This window comes from Anoxybacillus sp. LAT27 (genome assembly GCF_022030075.1).
Lineage (GTDB): Bacteria > Bacillota > Bacilli > Bacillales > Anoxybacillaceae > Anoxybacillus > Anoxybacillus kestanbolensis.
The window spans coordinates 25,604-40,675 of sequence record NZ_JAIWYK010000061.1 but is presented as its reverse complement, the minus strand read 5'-3'; the positions used below and the strand labels follow the sequence as shown (position 1 = coordinate 40,675).

The window sequence follows — 15,072 nt, the reverse complement described above, 5'->3', positions numbered from 1 at the left end:
TTGGTCGTCCTGCAGCGAATAACAGCAATGGATGGATTGTGATGTTTGCTCGGGCGGCACGCACCTATCGTTGTATTTAGCTAGTCGTTTTTCTGTGAAGGGGATGAAAACAAGATGAGAAACTGGGCAGCGCTGTTATTTCATACGCTTGGTGTTGCGATAGTTACATATGTTTCATTTCGTTTGGCTTTTTTTGGAATTTTTGAAGTGAACCAATTTCCAAACGGTCTCTTTTTATTCGGGATTGCATTGCTTTTATTTGGCACGTTAGCGATCGGATTCGCGACAAGAAAGTATATCTTTTCTGTTTCTAGCAATCAGGAAGAAAGAAGAAAACTACAAACGAGTTTCATTGTATGTACGATAGCGACGGTTTGGATAATAGTTTCGTTTTTCGCTTAGGGAGTGGTGGAAGGCCACCGCTTCCACAAGATTACCACAGACCGTTGGTTTGTCAAAAAGATCCGTTTTTTCTTTGTTTGTGTTAAGATAAAAACAAAAAGGAATGGGGGAAAGAGGATGAAGTGGGAAGAGATTCGACAAGCTTTTCCAAATCGTTGGATGCTCATTGAGGCGGTCGATGCTTATACAAATGAGAAAAACGAACGTGTTTTAAACAAATTAATCCCGATTGAAACGTTTTCGGATCCAATGAAAGCAATGAGTGAGTATAAACATCTTCATAAGGAAAATCCTCATCGAGAATTGTATGTTCTTCATACGAATGGTGAGAAGATGTATATGTCAAGTTAACTTGCTTGCCAAATTAGATTGAATGAAAGCGTTGTTCTTTGCGATCTTTATCAGCTTTTGCAAGAAACGGGCGGGGAATGGATCGTGATGACGTACAAGGAATGGCAAAAGCGCCTCCCGTTTTGGTCGGTGAGTACGCTCCGCCACGTCGTGTACTGCCTAGAACGCTTAGGCTACATCGAATTCGGCAATTTTAATCGCAATAAAACCGACCAAACGAAATCGTACCGGCTGAATCACATAGAGCTGTAAAAGCAACATATTGAAGTGGAACAAAAGGAAGTCATGATGAGCTAACGAAATACTGTTCTAAATAATAAGTTAGCCTCAAGAATATCAAAATCAATGGGAAATCCCACAAACTCCGAGGCGCTAAAAGAACGGTTGAAGCGATACAAATAACGCCATAACACGTAGCTTCCTCGTTCCAAAAGAGTGGGGAATATTGTAAGTTCCAAAAGAGTGGGGAATATTGTAAGATAGAAAGAGAGAAACAGAAGAAGAGAGGATACGATGCCTGTTTATAATAAATTGGTTCGAGATTTGATGGTTAATTAGTGGTGAAAATTACAAATTAAAAATCGACACAATTTGACATTTTTCGTGTTATTTTTTTTGCTACAATACAATATGCTTTATTGAAATTAGTGTAATTCTAGCAATTGGATTAAATTTTTTGGAAGTGAATTTATTTTAAAGAAGATAAAAAAACCGAATGATAATGGAGTGAGAAATTATGTTTATCAATCCATTTGTTATGTATCTTGATAAGTTTAATGTATTATCGCCTAACCATTCCAAGATATATGATGAATATACTCATGAAAAAGATTTAGAGCACTCATTTGAATTTACTATCTCTACAAAGGTGGAGGAGCATTTAAAAAATATTTTCTCATCTAATCCCCATAGCGTTATTTTGACAGGGAACGCAGGGGATGGAAAAACTAGAATGTGTAGATTAATTCATGATTATTTCTCTGATCAAAAATTAAAAAATTGGCCAGAAGAGGGGATTGTTGCAGTCCCTTATGAGAAAGGAACTATAAAAATTGTAAAAGACTTGTCCGAATTGAAAGAAGAAATTATATACAACATTTTGATGGAGCTTCAGAAATATGTTCTGGGTGGTCATCAAGAAGGAATTTTCTTTCTTATAGCTGCAAACGAAGGAAAATTAACAAAAACGTTATCAAAATATAAAGAGTTGGAGCCTATTCGTGAAAAAATAATCGCACGTTTTGAGCACTATGATAATAATGATACTCGATTGAGTGTGTTAAATTTGCTAGATGTTACTTCTTCTGTATATGTAGGTAAGGTTTTGGAAAAATGGAATGATAGTGATAACTGGATTTTTTGTGATAAATGCGAAAAGAAAGAAAATTGTGTTATTTATTTCAATCATCAACGAACAGCTCTTCCTAATGTGAAACAAAAGATCGTAGATCAATACCGTTTATTAGACTATTTAGAGACTCATATTACCCTGAGAGAGATGCTAATACATATGAGCTATGTACTAACAGGAGGATATGTTTGTACTGACATTTGGCAAGCTGATTATGCTAAGGGAAAAGAAAAAGCGATGAAAGTATATTATCAAAATTTCTATGGTGTTAATGCAGGAGAAGAAGCTTTTTCTGAGATGCGTGCTTTAAAAGTTTTTAAATCCCTGGATCCAGGTTTATATTCTTATTCTGTGATTGATGATTTTATCATCAATGGTGATATACATGGGGATACTGATATAGAAGAAATGCACAAAAAGTTATTTGACAATGGGTTAGATATGGAATTCCAATATTTTAGAAATATGATAGAATTTTATCGAAACTACGGGGAGGGAGATCAAGGTTTTTTAGAAGAGTGGATGCCGCGTTTACGTAGAAAATTGTATTTCGAATTAGAAAATGAAAAATATTTTTCTACATTACGTCTTCTCCCATTTGAATATGTTACGGAATATATCAGCATGTTTGGTGATAAGAATAACCAATCCAAAATGCGTAAAGAAATTGTTAATGGATTAAACAGAGCGTTTTCAAGAAGGCTCGTAGAGAAAAGCAAGGGATCATCGTTTCAGTTAAAAGCAACAAATGAAAATTTAGTGATTTATGGTTCGTTTAACAAAGGACAAATTCATTTGTATGAAGAGCCTAGTCGTAATGATTTGGATCATAGTCCTTCAAAGTTTTATTTGTCGGTAGATGATAGGGTGAAACTTAAAATTAATTTGTTAGTTTTTGAATACTTAATGAGGCTAAATGGTGGAGGAATGCTTAATATCTTAAGTCAAGATGTAGAGATCTTACTTAATACGTTTAAAAATGAATTAATACAGATTAGCGAACCAGATGAATCGATTTTGGAAATTTATAGGGTTGATAGAGAAAAAGGTTTATATGTTGAAGATGAGTTGTCCATATAAGATGAAAATAAGATAAGTGAGAGGTGAAAAAAACATGGCAACAGGTACAGAAGGTTTTGCAGCACAAGTAGCTGCCCAAGTATGGGGGCATCGTTTTATGGATGGGCAAAGAGGACCTGAATACGTCTTAGAGTTTTTAAATGTATTAGTTGGTGCTGATTATCGATTAAATTCTGACAAGTATAAAAGGGAAAAGGCCGAGGGGTTCAGAAAATTTATTTTCGAGGGAGATAAAGAAGGAAGTAAAAATGGAATTGTTAAGTTAGAGGAAAACAAAAAAGAGAAACTGTACGAAATAATTGGAGATAAAGATAGAGTAGCGGTCGTTCGAGAATTTTTTAGGAATCTCGAGGTTCCTCTTTACGATGGAAAGGGAAATCTAGCAAATCGTTCATGGTATGCAAAGAGTCTATATCCATTGCACGAATCATTACTTTTTTTTGAATTACGAAAAAAGGGTGAAAATGTGAGTTATGAGAGAAACTTTTTCGCACGCGGAGGAGAACTTTATTATTTAATGTTATCCTACGGAACCGAACATGCAAGAGATATTAGGGGAGAAATCCAAAATAGAATGAGAGAATTGCTTCAAAAAAATAAACCTATTAGCAATATAGTTAAAAAAATGAAAGAGATATTAGATGGTGACGTGGAGACGAAAGATTCAGATTATGGATTGTTAAAAAAAGACCCTAATACTAAACGAGAATATCCAGAACTACCGGTAACAGATCACCCACTGTTTCCTGAGTTTGCAAAGGAATTTCATCAACTTATTCATTTGAAGTTAGAAATTAATGAAATGTTTCATTTGCTAGTGAGTTTGGTGTGTTTTCAGTTAGCACGTTATATGTATGATCGGACAAAGCAATGTATAGACGATAGAGTACTGATGTTTGTAGATTGCATGGATGGGCAAGTCAGTCAGATATTGAAGCTTTCTGCTCAATCCTTTCAACAAAACGAAATTATGATCCAACAAATGTTTAATCGAATGATAAAAGAGCAATTTATTATGAAGATAAAGGAGATAGAAGAGCAAATTGGTGGTTTGGAACAATGGCGTCAAAATCCTAAACAATTTTTCGAATATGTAGGATTTGGTAAAACTAAAAACGGAAAACAGCGCATAGAAAAGCTATTAAATATGTGTAAATCTGTGGATGATTTCGTTGATCAAGCTGCAGATGTTGTACAAGAAATAGTTTCCTCTCAGTTGAAAAAGCACCAGCTTGCTGTTGTCAGAGGAGTAATCAGAGATGGTGGAATGGGGGGATTTCGTGTTGGTACGAATTATCGCTACTTCATGACTGATAAATTCGTTGAAATGCTTGTTCTCACCAATGTCGAACCACAATGTTCGGTGGAATTTTCCGAATTCTTAAGTTTAATATATACAAAATATGGATTTGTTATAGGAGAAGAGCAAGCAAAAATTAGTGGTCTATATGAACAGTCTCGATTAAATATTAGTTATTTTCAGAGAAACGAGAATGCCTTAAGAGAGAAGTTGAAGAAAAATGGTCTTTTGATAGAATATTCTGATGCTACTGCTATGATAAAAAATCCTTATCAATCAATAAAAGAAAAGGTGATTTTATGATAACTAGTGAGCAATTTCTAGCCAAATGGGTTAGAGCAGTGTTACTAAACCACTTTAGAAAACAGAAAGGGCGTTCGGAAAAATTATTTATAAAGATTAATGGACTTACTGAAAGAGATATTTGTTTTGTTTTAGAGGAGTTAGTAGATAAGATGACTTCTCTTACGAGTTATTATGATCCTGTTATTCGTACTATTACTCCTATTTCAGGATTCAATCAATTTGAATTTCAACAGCATGAAACGAGTACATGGTTAAGAAACAATATACAGTCTAATCAAGCTTTAGTTTTAATAATTAACAAGATGACTCCAGAGGCACAAAGTTTAGAAAACTTATTTGCTATAGACGAATCTTATCTCCTCTCACAAAAAGGATTAGATGTTCTATACGAGTTATTGGCAGACGAGTTTCGGCTAGCAACGGATGAAATTAAAGAACTTAAAATCTTTTTAGAGATGATGAATGGTGTGGCTGAGCCACAGCTTCGTAATCTTGTTGAATTTGTAGTTTCTATTTTAAACGATAATGGTCCAGCCATCATTCATAAAATACAACATAGTTTACCTATTTTTGGATTATTCAGGGACTCAAAGCTGCAAATTAATAAGAAACGTGTTGAACGATTAAGAAGCAACTACATGTTAGCTAACTTACAGAAAGGTTCATCGCTATTAGACACAGAAAACCTATTAGATAAATTAAACGCTTTTCTGGAATATGAGGAGAGTAATAATTGGATAAGTGAACTATGGGATGAGGTGTCTCCTGAGCAGTTTCGGAAAGAAGCTATTTCTTTTATTCGATCTGCTGATAAGGCTTTATTAAAGTATGATTATGAAATTATTGAAGGAATTTTTAACTTCAAGGTAAAGCGAACATTAGTTGAACGAGTTAGGGACATTCTAAGCCCTGAACAACGTGAGGATAAAGAGAAAATTGAGAGAGGGCTTGAAGCCATCAATCGAGAGGAGAATCCTGAAGATATTCAAGAATTTGTTGAGGAGTACGGAAAGGAACTCTCAGTTTATCCAAGTATTATTAAGTCTATAAATAGGTTAGTAGAAAAGTTAAAACATCCATCCGAGTATGAAGATATACATGCTGCCTTATTATATGAAGGTTTTATTTTGATTGATGAAAATATAGATAAAAAGAATTTAGATAAGGGTTTCTTCCGATTAAGACTAGATAATTCTAAAGTAAGCGAAAAGGCACAGAAACTATTAGTCTTATATTTCCGTAATTTGTCTAATATCATTCCTATTGTTCAATTTGATGAGCGGAGCATTCCTCAAGAATATTTTAATGAGGCTAGTGAAACAGATATTACGTTTGAGTTGTCTCTAATTGTGGATGAACAAATTCTAGGATCGAAAAAGTTTAAAGTACTCAATTTTACAGAGAACGAGGCTTATCAGCTACTTGAAGAAGTGCAAAAGGACGAACTTCCTTATGTTAGAGTATATTCACAGCAGGAAGTAGAAAAATTTGATGTGAAGAGATTTGTTGAAAATAAAGTAAAGCACTACATGACTGCTAAAATTGAAGGAATGGGTGAACACTTCGAACGTTTTAGTAGTTTTATCGATGAATATCTAGTCATCCTAAAAGGGGCTACAAAAGAAGGATTATGTAACATTGATTACGATGAATTGAATAAGAAACTTCTTGAACTTTTATCCAATATATACTCATCTGTAAATGTAGTTAACTCTATTTATAAGGGGCTACAGTACATTGGCGTAATAGATATATTTAATCTAGAGAGTGAAGAGGCCAGTGCACCTTGTGAGAGAATTGTTAGTGTATTTAATCCAATTCGGTTGTTGAGTTATGGAAATCGAATGAAATCAGTCAACCAGCAGTTGGAAGAATGGTTGCGAAAAGCAACAGAAGAAAAACTCACTATTTATAAAATAGATGACTATCTCAACTACATTATAGACAGATACTCAAAGCTGTCTCCTAGATATTTTGTAAACGAGGATGAACAAACATATTTGTTAGAAGTAACAGGGAAGTTCGGGAATGGACTGTTTGTTACTAGTACACAATCAGCTAGTTCAAGCAACTACCTTGCTAAAGAGCTTTCAGGTGAAGTTGTAAATGTTGTTAAAAATTACCTAGAAGTTTATCCATACGCTAAAGATGGTTTAGACCTTCTATTCTTATATTGTCAAGGTGCTGATGTCGTAACTAAAACAGTTGATGAACTTTTCAGAAAAATACCTAAGCTATCCAAATTGAAATTAACTGTTCACAGTACCCAAGCGGCTCAGTTGCACAAAGAACTAAATAGCTGGATTGAATTAAGGGAAGAATATAGAACGTCAGAAATAAGTAAAAAGTTCCCTAAATTAGAAATAAATATATTGGATGGTAAAAACATAAGGGAAATATCTTCACAGGTTAACTCACAAATGTTTGATGCAGACATGGTAGTGCTTATGGATTATTTTGGACAAAATGATCATGTAAGGTACATGTTTCAAAAAATAAAACCAGAGAATACAGATGATTGGTTCATAGCTCCTTATAAAGAACCACTTTCTGATCAAGAAGCAATTAAACGTATCCCGTATGTGAGCGATCGTATCCCGGAAGTTTTGCAACATTTTTATCAAATGCAATACATTATTCATAGTAAGTGCATGCCATCGAAAGACGAGATACATCTTCTCAATGTTACAATATCAGCGAGTCATTTCAGTGACGGGCTTTTAATTGATTTTATGCATGATCACTTTAACTGGGTAATGATTATAGATCGTTTCTTAGATAAGTCATTGTTGCAAAAAGCATCATCTAAAGCTCAAATCATTCAATATAAGTCTAGAGTAGGTAAGACTAAGAGTTTTAGGCTCATTTTATCTTCCTCTGAGTATATAAGAAAACTTAGTAATGACTCTAAGGATCACGCGTATTACGATCGATTATATAAAAAATTGTCTAATATCCTAAAAAATAATAATATTCATCGGGATGTTATAATTGATGCAGTAAACAAAGTAAAAGATATTTCAGGTGCATTAGTTTTAAAAGTCATTGGTCCAGGTAAGTATGCACATGAAATGCTGGCAACCTATTTATCAATAGAGAAGAGAAAAAAAGAAGATGCCATTCTACATGTATGGTCTTTATGTGATGAACTACCATGGTTTTCTTCTAACAAAAGACGCCCAGATCTAATTTCTACCATTATTTATATGCGTAATGGAAAAATTGTTATAGACTTTGAAGTAATTGAATTAAAATTTGTAAGTCATCTCACTTTAGAACGTGAAAGATTAGATGCGTTTAAGCAAGTAGAGGTAGGTTTGAATGAGTACAAGGGCAGATTCTTGTTCTCAGAGGGTCATTTTGATGCTGCTTATTGGAGAGATGAGTTAGTGCACTACTTAATTGAAAAAAGAGCCTATTCTCCTGAACAAGTAGAGATCCTAAAACAGCTCCAACGAGTGTCGCCTAATGATATAGAAGTGAATTTAGCCGGATCGATTGATGTCTACTGTTATACATCTAATCTTACTGATAGAACATGGAAAAAAGTTCAAGAAGGTGTATATATAGAAGTAATAGATCAATGTAGCAACTTTATCCACAATCGTCACTATATTCTTCATTGTTTAGGCGCGGATGAGGACATTGTTCCTCAATATGAAGAGCATAATACAGAAGATGGACATGCTATTAGTGACGAAGAAATTAATAGTATTTATCGTCATGAAGTATCCGAAAATCATTTCACTAATGCAAAAGAAAGTGAACAAAATATAGATGATGAAAAGGCCGAGGGATCACAAACAAACTCAAACTATGAGGAGTACAATTGTTCTTCTCAGCATGGCTATCCAGAAGAGTTGGCGCTTCAAGGGGTAAGTATAATACATCAACAAAACACAGAGAATTACCAAGGTATAACAAAAGATTTAGAACAAATTTTAGTGCGAAATTTTTTGAGAAATGGGTTAAACATTAAGATTAAGGAGAGTATAGTGGGATCGAGTGTAATAAGATTTTATTTAGATGTACCAAGTGAAATAACAACAAAGAAAATTACTTCACGATCTCAAGATATTCAAGTTTGGCTTAAGCTAAACAATGAACCGAACTTTGCAATTGATAATCGAGGAATATATATGGATATTGTTCGTGAAAAACCTGATACTATCTATTTTGAAGAGTTTATGAAACTCGTGAGAGAACAGTTAGGCACCAAGATTAATAACACAAATCTGATTGCTCCTTTAGGTCTAGATCCCTTAAACAATGTAGTAAGTGTTGATTTATCTGACTCTACTACCCCTCATTTACTTGTTGGAGGTACAACAGGGAGCGGAAAAAGCGTTACATTAAACTCGATAATTCTAAGTATCATGTGTTTATATAACCCTGAAGATGTCCAGTTTCTATTTATTGATCCTAAACAAGTTGAATTCAATTTTTACGAGAATAAGAAACATACGATGAGAGTAATTACGGATATCCATGAGGCTGTTAAGGCTTTAGAATCATTGGTTGATGAAATGGATATGCGTTATTCAATGATGAATAAAGAATATGTAAGTAATTTAGAAGAATTTATAAGTATTACTGGTCAAAAGTTACCGAGAATTGTTGTTGTTTTTGATGAATTTGCAGATTTTATGATTCAAGATAAGGAAGTTGCAAAAAGGGTAGAAACATCTATACAGCGATTAGGGCAGAAAGCACGTGCTGCAGGAATTCACTTGATTATTTGTACTCAATATCCGAAAGCTGAGATTATCAACACAAAAATACGCTCTAATTTGCCAGGAAGATTGGCTTTGAAGGCGGCGGATGCTGTTGCCTCGCACGTTATTCTAGACCAAGAAGGAGCAGAAAAGCTGGCTGGAAAGGGTGATTTTCTAGCTAGAACAGATGGAAATCCAATTCGCGGAAAGAGTCCGTATTTAACACCTGAGGTAAAGAGAGCCTTACTAAAGTATTTTGAGAAAAATGAAGCATCTAGATAATGACTTATCTAGATGCCTTCTTTTCGCTACATTACTGTATTGGATGAAATGTTCCAACAATAGTAGGAGGAGACAAAGAATGGCTTACGGTCAACATCAAAGCTTTTACTTACGAGATCGCTGGCTGAGTAAAGGTATAAAACATTTAATGAACGATGAAAGATTTTTTTATAATAAAGATTCATTCGAAATAATTGGTCTTGGAAAAAACATGCTACAATCACTACGCTTTTGGCTTGTTGCTACTCGTATGGTGGAAGAAAAGTTTAATAGTGAACAAAAGAAAATACATCATATAACTCCATTAGGTTACACGATATATGAATTTGACAAATTTGTTAGATTTTGTGACACAGCATCTATTTTGCACTATGAACTAACTAAAGAAAGGGAGCCTGCTACTGTTTGGTATTGGTTTTTCAATATTTTGCGTCAACCAATGTTTTCTAAAGAAGAGCTATTGCAATTATTTGTTGAATGGGTTAGTAGAGAAGAAAAAAGAGAAATATCAGTAAAATCGTTAAAACGTGACATCGAGTGTTTAATTAAATTGTATACTGCTGGACAAACCACCTTTGATCCAGAAGAGATTATTCAAAGTCCACTTCACAAGATAGGATTGATAGAAGATATGGGTGGTGTCATAAGAAAGAAGGAAGGAGACTTAGAGAATATAGGTTTAACAGCTTTAATGTATTCGCTGTTGGATTACGGAGAAAGAAAAGGGGTAGAAGTGGTAGCGGTTGATGAAATTGTAACAGAAGAAGGATTGTGGGGCAGAGTGTTCAATATGAATCGAGCTACTATTGTGGGGGCATTAGAAATTTTGAGTAATCATCCAATATATAAGATTTCTTTTATACGTACTAACAATCTTGATACTGTAAAACTCCCATCCATTTCTGCAATTGACTATATCAAATATGAGTATGAAAGAAAGGTTGAGGTTTTAGTATGAGCTTTAAGGCTAGTGTTAACATCAAGTTTGATTTTGGAAAAAAAGAATTTTTCGAAAGATATATCCCTACTCCTTCACATGCACAAGTACTCAGAGGATTGCTAAGAGGATTTAATGGTGTTGGTACAAAAGCGCATATTGTTGTTGGTCCTTATGGAACTGGAAAATCTCTTCTTGGTACTTTAGTGAGTGGCATTGTTTCAAAAGTAGTTGAGAGAGAAGTATTCGATTCACTTGTAGAAAAATTTAATCGAGTCGATGATGATGTTTATCGAGAATTAGAGAGAGTACGTAACCATGAAAGAGTATACTTACCAGTAATTTTAAATGGATACGAAGGTGCTTTCCGTCAATCTGTATTGTCAGCAATAATAAGAACGCTTAGAGAAAATAGACTTTCGATTACCGTTCCAGGAGTTGTGTCAAGAATCCTATCTGTTATAGATATTTGGCAGAATGATTATCCTAAAACATACGAGAATTTTCTAAAACTGCTACATGAATATAAGAAAGATTTAGAGCTTTGGAGGTTAGAGTTACTTAGTTTTAACGAAAAAGAAGTTGAATGGTTTAAAAGTATCTACCCTTCTCTTACGTCGGGAGCTGAATTTATAATAGAATATGAAGAAGATTTTATATCTCAAATACGTTATGTGTTAGGAGAGCTCGATAAAAAAAATATGGGGATTTTCATGGTGTATGATGAATTTGGACGCTTTCTTCAAAATATGCATATTGGACAAGTTCATCAAACAATGCAGGATATTCAAGATTTGGCTGAGCTCGCTGATCATAATGTTGATAATTTACATTTAATGTTTATTACTCATAAGAATTTGCGGCACTATTTTTTAAAGTATAGTGACGAGTATAAAAGTGAGTTTCAGAGAATTGAAAAAAGGTACGCTCTTTATCACATTGAAAATGATCGAGCAACCTATATAAGATTAATACAAAATGTTATCGGTGAGTTAAATAAGGAACAAAAGATTACAAAAGTCAAGAAAGAAGAGTACGTGCGTTTTTTGCGCAAATTCCCTATTTTTCCTGAGTTGAACCAAGTAGAAATCGAAGAATTAGTGATTGAAGGAGCGTATCCGCTTCATCCGGTATCTTTGGTTTTATTGCCTGCACTTTCTGGTCTTTTTGGGCAAAACGAGAGAACCTTATTTACGTTTTTAGAAAGCTTTCAAGTAGGAGGGTTTCTTAATTTTATATCTAGTCATAACGGTGTATATACAGCTTCTAATTTGTTTGATTATTTCTTTCCAAGTACAGAGGAAATGGAAGTATACGAAGAGTTTGATGATTTAAATATATATCAAAAATTAATAAAAAAAATTCCTAATTTATCAAAAGATCATTGGAATATTCTAAAGTTTATTACATTGTGGAATTTGTCGGGTATGCAGTCAAAGTGTCCTTTGACCTTAGAATTTATCGCTTTTGCTATGGATATGAACACTAACGAAGTAAGAGTTTTTTTAAATGAACTTTCAGAAGTGAAAGCTGTCCGATTTAATTCTATCCGCGGTTATTGGGAATTGTTTGACGGTAGTTCATTCAATATTGATGAGTTAATAGGGAGCAGGATCTCGCTACTGAATTTATCGAAGGACAAAAAGGTACAAATTCTTGAAGAGCACCTGACTAAGAAGTTTTATTTAGCTAATGAATATAATGATGTAAAAAGTATGACTCGCTTCGCATCTGTTCATTTAGTTTTTAGTTCTGATATTTTAAACGGAGATTTATCAATTCCGAGCTATAAAAAACAATCTGATTTATTGATTTATTTCGTATTATTAGATTCTATTAAAGATCGAGAAAAAGTAATTGCAATATTGGAGACTCAAAAAGATGTATACGATATTTATTGCATTCCTAATTTCGAATGTGTATCAGTAGATAAGTACGTTCAACAGTATGAGGTAGTTAGTGCACTTCTAAGAGATGGTGAGCTATTAAAAAATGATCCATATTTAAAACAGGAGTTGATCTTGAAAAAGGAAGAAGTGTCTTTTAATATTAAGAAATTTTTGGATCAATATATTAACTTTAAAAGGAATGTAGAGTGGATTGTATGTGGTGAAAGGGGAGAAATTAAAAATGAGTATATCTTAGAATCAGTTTTATCCAAAATTATGTTTAGTATTTATCCTTATACCCCTGAAGTGAGAAATGACTCATTTAATAGGAAGTTTGTTAATCGTGTTCAGTTGAAGGCTGCATACAATGTTGTAGATCATGTCATCAAATATTACGATAAACCTCATCTCAATATCACTGGGAATGGACCCGATTACTTAATTTATGCTACGATATTCAAGAATAACAAGTTAAATATTGGGGATTTAAATGATATAAAAAATGAAAACTTTCGATTGTTACGTCAAGCATTAGTAGAAAAATTAGAAAAAAACCCATCAGGGTGTTTAAGAGATTTAGTGGATATACTTCGAAATTCACCATTTGGGATTCGAGAGCCGCTAATCCCTATTTACATTGTTAGTCTTTTACGTGATAAGTGGGATAACATTTCTTTTTATAGAAATGATATGTATGTTTCAGAAATTAACGGGGAAAACTTGTTTAAAATGGTCGCTGAAGCCGAGAATTACATCTATTTTTATTACGAATTTGGTCGTGAATATGAAGACTTGTTTAATTTGCTCGAGGAGATTTTTGAAAGATATATAGATGAAGAATTGAAAGGCGCTCCTAAGCACATCAGAGTGGTAAAAGCCACATTAAGGTGGATGAGATCGTTACCGAGATTCACACAGGTAACTTCTAAGATGGAAGAGGATTTAATTTACCTTAAAGAGAAAATCCGTCAGATGGAGGTAAATCCTAATCATGCACTTGAGAAGTTAGTTAAAAAATATCAGGACAAATTAAATGTTCTAAAAGATCATATAGAGATTATAGAAAATTTTTATACCAGCATGAAAGAAGAAATCAAGAGAAACGTATATGAGATTGTAGAAGTTTCCTCTTACGATGAGTTGGTTTGCTGGGCTCATAAGCAGGATCCGGTTTTTAAAAAACAAAATCCTCTTGTATCAACTATTTTAGAGTCGAATTCTGAAAATTGGCTTGACTTGTTAATTGATCATATGGTAGGAGTAAGTTTTGATGCGTGGTCTGATAATACTGTGCAAATGTTTTTTAATCAGATAAGTAATGAATGTAGTCAGTTGGCAAACGGAAATGCTAACAAGGAGGAAAATATTCGTTTAGTTGTTGATGGGGACACAAAGGTTATTTCTCGGGTAAATCTTTCTCCTAAATCACAAACACTTTATCAAAATGTTTATCGAATTATTAAAAATGGTGGAAGAACTGTCCCGCAAGAAGAGATTGAATATTTGATTTATGAACTGGTAAAAGAATTTGTTAAATAAAGGAGTGTTACCGTGGCTGAGAGAAAAAAAGTACACGTAGCTATGTTTAGTGGAGGAGCAGCTAGCGCCTATGTCGCGTACCAAATGGTTCAGACATATGGAAAAGAAAATTGTATCCTCTTTTTTACCAATACACTTTGGGAAGATGAAGATAACTATCGTTTTATGGAAGAGGTTGCGGAGTATATAGGAATTGAGATTACTGAAAGAATAGATGGACGTACGCCAGAAGAAGTTTTTTATGATTACCGTTTTTTAGGTAACTCTAGATTAGCTAAATGCTCAGAAGAACTAAAGGTTAGACAGACTGTTATGTTCATCGAAGAGCTGCGAGATGAACATAACTTAGAACCAATTTTATATTTTGGAATTGGTCCACACGAAAAGCATCGAGCTGATAATTTAAGAGAGTTTTATCAGCATGTGCCACTTGAGCCTGTGGAGACTAGATTTCCGATGATTGAAACGTTTATGGCTGATATCGATGTAAAGACAATTATTCAGAATGAATGGGGAATTAGGCTACCACGCATGTATGAATTAGGATTTGCTCATGCAAATTGCGGTGGACGTTGTGTACGAGGAGGATTTCAACACTATGCGCAACTTTACAAAATTTGGCCGGAACGTTATAAAGAACAGGAAGAGATGGAAGAGAGATTTCGTAGTTATTTTCAAAAAAATGTCTCTATCTTAAAAAAAGATGGAAAACCGTTTACCTTAAAAGAATATCGTGAACAGATGGAGCGAGAAGGTGTAGAGAGATTTTTGAAGAAGCCGGACGACACTGTTCCTTGTGTATGTTCTTATTCATAAATACCTGTTACCTGTGGTGTTAGTTGAGTGCTAATACTCAGCTAACACCGCTGAAAAATAATGATTGAGTCGTAGTGAGTAGGAAGGAGAAGCAATCTTGAAAG

Annotated in this window: 8 protein-coding genes; all 8 read left to right on the top strand. The window is 33.9% G+C overall.

The features are described 5' to 3' along the window. Positions 1–114: 114 nt before the first annotated feature. Positions 115–402, top strand: coding sequence for a hypothetical protein (locus LD028_RS02695; RefSeq protein WP_004889994.1), 288 nt, complete (start codon positions 115–117; stop codon positions 400–402). Between the two features lie 117 nt (positions 403–519). Continuing rightward, positions 520–753: a hypothetical protein gene (locus LD028_RS02690; RefSeq protein WP_237810850.1), complete on the top strand. Its 234-nt coding sequence runs from the start codon at positions 520–522 to the stop codon at positions 751–753. 736 nt (positions 754–1,489) lie between these two features. After that, on the top strand, positions 1,490–3,184 hold the full coding sequence (locus LD028_RS02685; RefSeq protein WP_237810849.1) for a hypothetical protein: 1,695 nt from the start codon (positions 1,490–1,492) through the stop codon (positions 3,182–3,184). Positions 3,185–3,218: 34 nt separating this feature from the next. Then, on the top strand, positions 3,219–4,787 hold the full coding sequence (locus LD028_RS02680) for a hypothetical protein (protein WP_237810848.1): 1,569 nt from the start codon (positions 3,219–3,221) through the stop codon (positions 4,785–4,787). Beyond that, positions 4,784–9,787, top strand: coding sequence for an FtsK/SpoIIIE domain-containing protein (locus tag LD028_RS02675; protein WP_237810847.1), 5,004 nt, complete (start codon positions 4,784–4,786; stop codon positions 9,785–9,787). The genes LD028_RS02680 and LD028_RS02675 overlap by 4 nt, the downstream gene beginning before the upstream one ends. Before the next feature lie 79 nt (positions 9,788–9,866). After that, a complete protein-coding gene (locus tag LD028_RS02670; RefSeq protein ID WP_004890009.1) occupies positions 9,867–10,745 on the top strand; it encodes a DUF4007 family protein in 879 nt (292 codons plus the stop codon). Further along, positions 10,742–14,152, top strand: a complete 3,411-nt coding sequence (locus LD028_RS02665) for a hypothetical protein (RefSeq protein ID WP_237810846.1) — start codon at positions 10,742–10,744, stop codon at positions 14,150–14,152. The genes LD028_RS02670 and LD028_RS02665 overlap by 4 nt, the downstream gene beginning before the upstream one ends. 12 nt (positions 14,153–14,164) lie before the next feature. Continuing rightward, complete coding sequence (locus tag LD028_RS02660; protein WP_035018603.1) at positions 14,165–14,968, top strand: adenine nucleotide alpha hydrolase family protein; 804 nt, start codon at positions 14,165–14,167, stop codon at positions 14,966–14,968. The last annotated feature ends 104 nt before the right edge of the window (positions 14,969–15,072 follow it).